Origin of the sequence: Pseudomonas sp. 2822-17, assembly GCF_002742485.1 — a bacterium.
Classification (GTDB): Bacteria; Pseudomonadota; Gammaproteobacteria; order Pseudomonadales; family Pseudomonadaceae; genus Aquipseudomonas; species Aquipseudomonas cyclaminis.
In genome coordinates this window covers 1-312 of record NZ_LJRZ01000286.1, presented here as the reverse complement: position 1 = coordinate 312, position 312 = coordinate 1, and the positions used below count along the sequence as shown (strand labels likewise).

At 33.0% G+C, this 312-nt stretch carries 1 protein-coding gene; it reads right to left on the bottom strand.

The features are described 5' to 3' along the window. Positions 1-110 precede the first annotated feature (110 nt). Positions 111-312, bottom strand: a 202-nt coding sequence (locus tag AOA60_RS03955; RefSeq protein WP_218240559.1) for a hypothetical protein, incomplete at its 5' end; no start/stop codon positions are given.

The following is a 312-nucleotide window of genomic DNA, read 5'->3' as shown; positions in this document are numbered from 1 at the left end:
GAATTATTTGTTGTATCACTATAGATAATTATTTAAAAAAGCTAACAAAAAGCCTCTCATTAAGTAGTTATAGACTTAATGAGAGGCTCTCCATTTTTGATTCTAATTTGTTATTCTGCTAAGATGCCATCTAAAATAGATGTATCTACAAAACCGTCTAAATTAGGTTCGTCATCTAAGAACTTCAATTCGTAAGATGCTGTAGCCCAATCTTGCAAAGCATCACCATGAGTTTCCGTTGTTACTACCATTCGTCCCCACGCTTTTTCAAGTACCTCATCTGAAAGTCTTGTTTGTGATAAACTATAAATT